Annotated in this window: 9 protein-coding genes; 6 read left to right on the top strand and 3 right to left on the bottom strand. The window is 42.7% G+C overall.

Going from position 1 to position 8,961, the window contains the following annotated elements:
• The first annotated feature begins 116 nt into the window (after positions 1–116).
• Positions 117–647 carry a nucleoside tri-diphosphate phosphatase gene (gene ntdP, locus VP98_RS17830; RefSeq protein WP_046176712.1) on the top strand — a complete coding sequence of 177 codons (531 nt, stop codon included), beginning with the start codon at positions 117–119 and terminating at the stop codon, positions 645–647.
• A 59-nt stretch (positions 648–706) separates the two neighbouring features.
• The gene (locus tag VP98_RS17825) at positions 707–2,452 is read left to right on the top strand and encodes an ABC transporter ATP-binding protein (protein WP_046176711.1); all 1,746 of its coding nucleotides are present in this window, start codon (positions 707–709) and stop codon (positions 2,450–2,452) included.
• A 29-nt stretch (positions 2,453–2,481) separates the two neighbouring features.
• Here VP98_RS17825 and VP98_RS17820 read toward each other — a convergent pair whose 3' ends face one another.
• The gene (locus VP98_RS17820) at positions 2,482–3,558 is read right to left on the bottom strand and encodes an FUSC family protein (RefSeq protein ID WP_046176710.1); all 1,077 of its coding nucleotides are present in this window, start codon (positions 3,556–3,558) and stop codon (positions 2,482–2,484) included.
• A 161-nt stretch (positions 3,559–3,719) separates the two neighbouring features.
• A complete protein-coding gene (locus tag VP98_RS17815) occupies positions 3,720–5,006 on the bottom strand; it encodes a glutamate-1-semialdehyde 2,1-aminomutase (protein WP_046176709.1) in 1,287 nt (428 codons plus the stop codon).
• Positions 5,007–5,133: 127 nt separating this feature from the next.
• On the opposite strand from VP98_RS17815, the gene bcp reads away from it, so the two are divergent.
• The 3 genes from bcp (at position 5,134) to perR (ending at position 7,254) form a co-directional block, all read left to right on the top strand.
• Entirely contained in the window at positions 5,134–5,601 is a 468-nt protein-coding gene (gene bcp / locus VP98_RS17810; protein ID WP_046176708.1) for a thioredoxin-dependent thiol peroxidase, read from the top strand.
• A 14-nt stretch (positions 5,602–5,615) separates the two neighbouring features.
• Positions 5,616–6,560: a D-2-hydroxyacid dehydrogenase gene (locus VP98_RS17805; protein ID WP_046176707.1), complete on the top strand. Its 945-nt coding sequence runs from the start codon at positions 5,616–5,618 to the stop codon at positions 6,558–6,560.
• A gap of 229 nt (positions 6,561–6,789) precedes the next feature.
• Positions 6,790–7,254 (top strand): peroxide-responsive transcriptional repressor PerR, encoded by a 465-nt coding sequence (perR, locus tag VP98_RS17795; RefSeq protein WP_046176705.1) that lies wholly within the window; start codon positions 6,790–6,792, stop codon positions 7,252–7,254.
• 43 nt (positions 7,255–7,297) lie between these two features.
• On the opposite strand, the gene VP98_RS17790 is transcribed toward perR, so the two are convergent.
• On the bottom strand, positions 7,298–7,657 hold the full coding sequence (locus VP98_RS17790; RefSeq protein WP_046176704.1) for a YgzB family protein: 360 nt from the start codon (positions 7,655–7,657) through the stop codon (positions 7,298–7,300).
• 123 nt (positions 7,658–7,780) lie between these two features.
• Here VP98_RS17790 and VP98_RS17785 point away from each other — a divergent pair, with 123 nt between their 5' ends.
• Positions 7,781–8,653 carry a nucleotidyltransferase-like protein gene (locus VP98_RS17785; RefSeq protein ID WP_046176703.1) on the top strand — a complete coding sequence of 291 codons (873 nt, stop codon included), beginning with the start codon at positions 7,781–7,783 and terminating at the stop codon, positions 8,651–8,653.
• Positions 8,654–8,961: the final 308 nt, after the last annotated feature.

The raw sequence follows: 8,961 nt of genomic DNA, 5'->3' as shown, positions 1-8,961 counted from the left end.
GGGCTTCATTTGTTTCCATTTGGCCGGTTAACCGGTATAATAAAAAAGAAACGTTTTACCGTCCTTGCGAAGAGGGAATATAAACAGCATGTGACGCTGGAAAGTAGGGGACAACGATGGAGATTCCTGCAGAAGGTGAATCGGTGCAGATTCACAGCTACAAGCATAATGGCCACATTCATCGGGTGTGGGAAGAAACAGTTGTCGTAAAAGCAACTGAAAATCTTGTGATTGGCGGAAATGACCGGACGATTGTAACAGAATCAGATGGACGGACGTGGGTGACCCGTGAGCCGGCTATTTGTTACTTTCACACACGTAAATGGTTTAACATTATTGGAATGCTGCGTGCAGACGGCATTCATTATTACTGCAATATTAGCTCGCCATTCGTGTTTGATCAAGGTGCGCTCAAGTATATTGATTATGATCTTGATGTAAAGGTATTTCCGGATATGACGTACATTTTGCTTGATGAAGACGAGTACAGACAGCATAGCAGGGAGATGAACTATCCCGAAGTAATTGATAAAATCCTGCGGCGAAATATTGATCATCTGCTTCAATTAATTGAGCAGAAAAAAGGTCCGTTTTCTCCTGGATTTATCGAACGCTGGTACGGAAAATACTCACAGCTGTGCCGCTAAATGCCTGTTGAAGTTTTCAACAGGTTTTTTCGTCATGGAAAGAGGGGAGGCAGCAGTCAATGGACGTTATTAAACGATATATGCAATTTGTAAAACCATATAAATGGCAGATTGCAGGCACTTTGCTAATTGGAATTGTTAAATTTGGGATTCCACTTTTGCTTCCGGTCGTGATTAAGTATGTAATTGATGATATTATTGGCGGATCAATGAGTGCAGCGGAGAAAAAAGAACAGCTGTACTGGCTGATTGGGCTAATGCTTCTTTTATTTGTTATTGTCCGATATCCGGTAGAATATTACCGGCAGTATTTCGCTCAGTGGACCGGCAGCAAGATTTTATATGATATACGCGACCGTTTATTTGCACATATTCAGCAGCTTAGCTTTAAATATTATGCCAATACACGTGCCGGGGAAGTGATCTCCCGCGTAATCAATGATGTAGAACAAACAAAAAACTTTGTGATCACCGGGCTGATGAATGTCTGGCTCGATGCTGCTACGATCGTTATCGCTGCTGCCATTATGATGACAATGGATGTGAAATTAACACTGGTTGCCCTGGTGGTATTTCCATTTTATGGTTTAAGTGTCAGGTACTTCTTTGGGAACCTGCGCCGGCTGACTCGTATCCGTTCACAGGCTCTTGCAGAAGTACAAAGCCACCTGCATGAACGGGTACAGGGAATGCCAGTTATTAAAAGCTTTGCCATTGAACCGGTTGAGCAGGAGCGCTTTCAGGCGCATAACCAAAACTTCTTGCAAAAAGCGCTGGACCAGACTGCCTGGAACGCGAAGGCATTCGCGGTGGTGAATACTATAACGGATATTGCGCCGCTTTTGGTAATCGGGTATGCCGGTATTCAGGTGATAGACGGTAATTTAACAGTCGGAACGATGGCTGCATTTATTGCCTATATTGACCGGCTGTACAACCCGCTCCGCCGTCTGGTCAATTCATCAACAACATTGACGCAGTCAGTCGCCTCGATGGACCGGGTATTTGAACTGCTCGATGAAAAATACGATGTAACAGATAAAGCGGGAGCAGTTGAATGCCGTAATGTAAAAGGAGATATCGTGTTTGAGCATATTGATTTCCGTTATGATCAAGAAGATGAATTGGTGTTAAAAGATGTGGATCTTCATGTAAAAGCAGGTGAAACAGTCGCTCTTGTTGGTATGAGCGGAGGCGGGAAATCCTCGCTTGTTAGTTTAATTCCGCGCTTTTACGATGTAACAGGCGGCCGCATTTTGCTTGACGGCACTGATATTCGCGATTTTAAAGTTCGTTCCTTGCGTGATAAAATCGGCATGGTGCTCCAGGATAATATTTTATTCAGTGAATCAGTTCAGGAAAATATTTTGCTTGGCCGGCCGGGGGCGACTAAAGAAGAAGTCATCGAAGCGGCGAAAGCGGCAAATGCACATGATTTTATCATGAACCTGCCGAACGGCTATGATACTAAAGTAGGCGAGCGCGGGGTGAAATTGTCCGGCGGCCAAAAGCAGCGCGTGGCGATTGCCCGTGTTTTCTTAAAAAACCCGCCGATTCTTATTCTGGATGAGGCAACGTCAGCGCTTGATTTAGAAAGTGAGCATTTGATTCAAGAAGCGATTGAAGCACTCGCAAAAACCCGGACAACTTTTATTGTTGCCCATCGTCTGTCCACAATTACTCATGCAGACCGGATTGTATTGATCGAACATGGCGAAGTTGTAGAGGATGGCTCGCATGATGAATTAATGAAAAAGCAGGGCGGCTACTGGAGGCTGTTTCAGGTTCAGCAGCTCGGCCAATAAGAAAAGCGATGCCGGCGCGGCATCGCTTTTTAATCTTCTGCATATTCAGGAGCTTCGTCATCTGTATGATATTTGTAAAAGCTGGTCATCAAGTGATCGAGGTCTTCTAACTTTTCTCCATACTCCAAAATGGAAGAAACAATATGAAGAATGTGGATAGAAGAGATCATTTTTTCCTGGTTTTCTTTGTAAATTTCATCAGTAAACATATGCATAAATTCATCCCGGTTCATGCACGGCTCAAACAATTCTTCCGACGTTTCGGTCGTCTTTGCTTTGCCGACAAACCGCAGCAGCAGATGCTCGTGGTAGCTGACAAGGCAATCAAGGTGATCCTGCATGGTCCGAAGCAGCTCCGGGTTTAAATGGTGAAGCTCATTTTCGTACTGATTCAACCGCTGGAGTATATCCATACTCCGGCGGGTTGTTACAATAAGTTTTCTGTACAAAACAATTTTGCGCTGCTTTGCCCGGAGATTTTTCTTAAGCGGTGTCCGGTCTTCTTTATAAAGAAGAAACATATTATCGATTTTAACTAATCTTTCACGCTGCTTCGCCATATCCTTTTTAAGCAGATAGGATTCAGACGCATTGCGTGAAGTAATCCGAATCCATTTAAGGACGTCTTCATTGAGCTGCTCGATTAATGAATACAGTTTCGTTTCATATTGCGGAGGCAGAAAAATAAGATTAACCAAAAAGGATGAAAGGACACCAACCGAAATATTGAACATGCGAATCATAGAAAACTGAAGAAACTGGTCGTTTTGCACTTCCATAATGGCAACGATCGTTACAAGAGCGATCGGGATAGACTTTTCCAGCTTGAATTTCAGCAGCAAAGCAATTGTAATAATGGCAGCAAGACCAATAATAATAATATGATTGCCAAAAACAAGAACAAAAAGAATAGCAATAACAGCACCAATAATATTCGCTTGAATTTGTTCTATAACGGTCAAATAGGACCGATAAATATTTGGCTGTATAGCGAATATGGCAGCAATTCCAGCCAGGACGGGTGATGGAAGATTCAGCCATTCTGCAAGGTAAAGAGCTAACACAATCGCAATTCCCGTTTTAAAAATGCGGGCACCAAGCTTCATTTTATCTGTAATTCCTTTCATGAATAATGGTATAAATACATATTTACCGCAAATTTCTACAAGTCAAACAAATTGTACTATACAACGGAAAAGAGGGCATTGCAAGTGACAAAGAAACAAAAAAGAAACGCTTGGAAATGAAAGCGTTTCTTTTTTTGTTATTATAATGAAGCAAAGGCTTCTTCTGCAGCTTGAATTGTTTTTTGAATGTCTTCTTCTGTATGAGCGGTGGTTAAAAACCAGGCTTCGTATTTAGAGGGAGCCAGATTAATGCCCCGATGCAGCATTTCTTTAAAGAACCTGGCAAAGCGTTCACCGTCCGTTGCTTCTGCCTGCTCATAGTTAATAATCTTTTGATCAGTGAAGTAAAGAGTCAGGGCACCTTTCAAACGGTTAATGGTAACGGGAATGCCGGCTTTGCCAGCCGCATGCAAAAGGCCTTTTTCCAGCATCGCGCCAAGTCGGTCCAGCTGTTCATAAACCCCTTCTTTTTCAATTACCTCCAGGCAGGCGATACCTGAGAGCATAGAGGCCGGATTTCCTGCCATAGTGCCCGCCTGGTAAGCCGGGCCAAGCGGCGCTACCTCTTCCATAATATCCGCACGGCCGCCGTAAGCGCCGATTGGCAGGCCGCCGCCGATGATTTTCCCGAGTGCTGTTAAATCAGGTGTGATGCCAAGAAGATCCTGGGCGCCGCCGTACATAAAGCGGAAGGCAGAAATAACTTCATCAAAAATAAGGACTGCACCGGCTTCGTGGGTAAGCCGTTTTACTTCTTCTAAAAAACCGGGCGCCGGCTCAACAATGCCGAAGTTGCCGACAATCGGCTCAATCATGACTGCCGCTACGTTTTCTCCCCATTTTTCCAGCGCTTCTTTTAACGGCTCTGTTTCGTTAAATGGAACAGTAATCACTTCCTGCGCAATACTCTTTGGCACACCGGCGGAATCGGGTGTGCCAAGCGTGGAAGGGCCGCTTCCGGCTGCCACTAAAACAAGATCTGAATGACCATGGTAGCAGCCGGCAAATTTAATGATTTTGTCTCGTTTTGTGTATGCGCGCGCAACGCGGATCGTCGTCATAACTGCCTCAGTGCCGCTGTTTACGAAGCGGACTTTATGAAGTGCAGGCATGGCTTTTTTTAGTTTTTTGGCAAATGTCACTTCATGCTCAGTTGGTGTTCCGAACAATACCCCATTTTGTGCTGCTCTTGTGATTGCGTCTGTAATATGAGGATGAGCATGGCCGGTTATGATAGGCCCGTATGCGGCCAGGTAATCAATGTATTGATTGCCGTCTACATCCCAGAAATAAGCACCCGCACCGCGCGCCATGGAAACAGGTGAACCGCCTCCCACTGCTTTATAGGAACGGGACGGGCTGTTGACACCGCCGACAATATGTTTAAGCGCTTCTTCATGAAGTGCATTTGATTTTGAAAAATTCATAAGAAAAGCCTCCTGGTTTGTTTTCTATTTTATTGTAGACTTCTTCAAAAAAGGAATCAACGCACGGCTCTGCAGTTGCCATTTTTAATTCGATTCGCTACCCTAAAAGAAAAAAGGAGAAATGATTATGACAGATTTAATAGGAAAGCCGGCGCCAGTCTTTACATTGCCTGATCAGGCAGGCAGTATGGTGAATCTTGCTGACTTTAAAGGGAAAAATATTATTCTTTATTTTTATCCAAAGGATATGACACCGGGATGCACAGCCGAAGCATGTGATTTTCGTGACCAATACAGCGCATTCGCCCAATATAATACCGTTATTATTGGAATCAGTCCTGATCCTGCGGCGCGCCATCAAAAATTTATTGAGAAACACGGCCTGCCCTTTACATTGCTGGCCGATGAAAAACAGGAAGCAGCGGAATCATATGGTGTCTGGACGTTAAAAAAGAATTTTGGAAAAGAGTATATGGGCATTGAACGGTCGACTTTTTTAATTAATAAAGAAGGCATTGTTGTAAAAGAGTGGCGAAAAGTGCGTGTCAAAGGCCATGTGGAAGAAACATTGTCCGCTGTAAAAGGACTGGATTAAGGAGGGAAACAACGTTGAACATTGTTTTTACATTTCGTCCGCCGCGCGATATTCAAGCGGACCTTCAAAAGAAATTTCCAAGTCAAACCTTCTCATTTTATAAAAAAATTGATGATGTCATATCGATTCAAGAAGCAGAAATACTGGTTACATTCGGAAGCGACCTGACAGAAGAGGTTATGAAAAATTGCCGCGCTCTTAAATGGATTATGACCGCTTCAGCTGGAATTGAGGAAATGCCGCTTGGGGCTATTCAAGAACGGGATATCCTTGTTACCAATGCCCGGGGAGTACATAAAATTCCGATGGCTGAATTTACAATAGGATTTATGCTGAACCATGTAAAACGTTTCCCGGAGCTTCACGCACTGGAGCAGGCAGAAACATGGAACAAGCAGCTGCCGCTGCAGGAGCTTTGCGGAAAAGAAGTGACAATCCTGGGAACAGGGGCTATTGGACAGGAAATTGCCCGCCTCGCAAGAGCATTCCGCATGACGGTGGCCGGGGTAAATAAAAGCGGGAATCCAGTCGATGAGTTTGATCGGATTTTTACAATTGATCAATTGGTTCCAGCCATTCGGGAAGCTGATTTTGTAGTGTCGGTACTTCCCAGCACAAAAGAGACGATTGGCCTGCTTCAAGCCGAACACTTTGAAGCAATGAAAAACACAGCCGCTTTTATTAATATAGGCCGGGGCGATCTCATTTCAGAAGAAGTCCTGCTTTCAGCTGTTAATGATGAAGAGATTGCCCATGCATATTTAGATGTATTTGCGGCTGAGCCGCTTCCTGAAGCGCATCCATTCTGGCGCCACCCGGGTATCACCGTTACGCCGCATATTTCCAGCATCACCAGGCAGTACGTCCCGAGAGCAATGGAGATTTTCGAACATAATCTCCGCTGTTTTCTTAACGGAGGAGAATATACAAACGTCATCGATATAGATAAAGGATATTAATAAGCCGGTTTAAGAGTGCAGGAAAAGGTAGAAAGCAGGCTGCTTGAAAACATTCGTTCTTCCAGGGGCGCCGCCGTCTGTGACGTTGAAAGCAAGCGTTTGTTAACAGTCTGAAGCCGGCGGTAAGCCGGTTTTTCTTTGCCGCCCCATTGACAATTATACTCATTTGGCTGTACACTGTTTATAAAGATTATAAAGTAATAATCCTTTTCAGAAAGAAAAGAGGTGTATGTCCTTGTCACACACACATGTCCACGAATCCCATGATCAGCTGAAAGAGGCGCTCGATACTTTAAAACAAACCGGCGTCCGTATTACACCCCAGCGCCATGCGATTCTTGAATTTCTCGTCGAGTCGATGATACATCCGACTGCTGATGACATTTATAAAGCACTTGAAGGGAAATTTCCAAATATGAGTGTCGCAACAGTGTATAATAATTTGCGTGTCTTTCGCGAGGTTGGTCTTGTAAAAGAGTTAACGTACGGCGATACATCAAGCCGTTTTGACTTTGTTACAACAGACCATTATCACGTAATCTGCGAATCCTGCGGGAAGATTGTTGATTTCCACTATCCCGGCCTTGATGAAGTTGAGCAGCTTGCTGCCCATGTAACAGGCTTTAAAATTAGTCATCATCGTATGGAAGTATACGGAACCTGCGAGGAATGTACTCATAAAGACTTACATTAAAAAACCTCCATTGCCCTTTACGGGATGGAGGTTTTTTTCGGCTTCACCGATTAAAGCTTTTTTTCTGGTTATACTTTTCGTCAAATTCTTTTCCTTCTAAAGAAGGATCCATCGTAAGCGGCTCGTTGCAATACATGCACATATCAACACGCCCGAGGACTTTAGTAGGCTTTTTGCAGTTCGGGCACACTACTTGAACGGCCCTTGTTGACAGCATGCCGATCCAAAAATAAACGACCGTACTGGCTATAATACATAAAAGGCCAAGAAGCATAAAAATTGTCATTACCAGGAAGTTCTGCCGGAAGAAAATACCGCCATACATGACAACGAATCCAATAAAAATAAGGCTTAACGCAAAAGTGCGGATTTTATTAATTTTGCTTGAATATTTTTTAGCCATCGATTCATCCTCCTATCTAACACTATATCATATAATCTCTGCCTGCTTGCGGCAGGATTTTGACACTTTATGTCGAAACTAAACAAAACTAAAGCGAAATTTAAACGTCTGGAGGAAAAGGAAGTGGAAGATTTACTGCGCCCCTTATATCAAGAGCGGACAAGTCAGCAAAACACGCTGGGTGTGCTGGCTGTACAAAAAAATGAACAAAACCGGGCATTTACGGAAAATTTTGATTCTATTCTTCTCATTATTGTTAAAGAAGCAGAAGAAGCGGTTTTTATTAAGCATTATGTAGATTGGAACGAAGAAACAGCTTCTATGTATATTGTAACAGAAGCCAAACTAAGAGAGTGGCTTTTATTGGGCTCAAACCGCAAAGTGGTTGAATGGCTTTATCATGGACGAATTTTGTTTGACCGAAATGAATACGTTCAGGGCCTGAAAACAGAAATGCGCGAATTTCCGTTTTACGGACGGAAAATTAAAATGGCAATCGAATTTGCTAAATTAATTAAACGGTATACGGATGGAAAAGCCTTTTTTAATGACGGACACTTTTTAGATGCTTACAATCATGTGCTCCATTCATTGCACCATCTGGCACGGCTGTCTGTTATTGAAAATGGATTTTATCCGGAATTGACTGTCTGGAATCAAATACGCCATATTGAACCGGGGATTTATAAATTGTATGAAGAACTTTTGACAAGTGATGAAGATTTAGAAAAAAGGCTGGAGCTGCTTTTTTTGGCAAGCGAGTTTATGATCCATTCCCGGACGGAACGCGGGGCAGACCACTTATTAACTTTGATGAAGGAAAAAGAATGGTGGAGCATTAATGAACTGTTGAATCATGAAGAGATAGTGCCTTATGCTGTGGATTTAGTAACATTAATGGAGTATTTGATTGACCGGCAGCTTGTTCAGGTCATTTCTGTTCAAACGAAAGGACAGGGAGTTTTTCATCGTTATTATCAAGTGAGAAATAATTAAATGCTTTTTAAAATAATTTATTGACTTCACATTTATACGATGTTATATTAATTAGCGTCGCTGTTAGATAAAAACAGAGAGCAAAAAAAACAAATTAACGATTGACTAATTTGATTTATTTTGCTAATATTTAAAAGTCGCTGTTTTATATTTTTTAACAACGTCGCTAAATAACATTGAACATTGAACATTGAAAACTGAACAAAATAAACGTCAACGTTTTAAATTTTTACTTCTATTTGGAATACACCCCGTATTTCAAATAGAAACAAATGAGCAAGTCAAACACTTTTTGGAGAGTTTGATCC

It is taken from the genome of Domibacillus indicus (genome assembly GCF_000970685.1).
Taxonomy (GTDB): domain Bacteria; phylum Bacillota; class Bacilli; order Bacillales; family Domibacillaceae; genus Domibacillus; species Domibacillus indicus.
The sequence above is the reverse complement of the archived record's forward strand: the minus strand, read 5'-3'. Positions and strand labels throughout refer to the sequence as shown.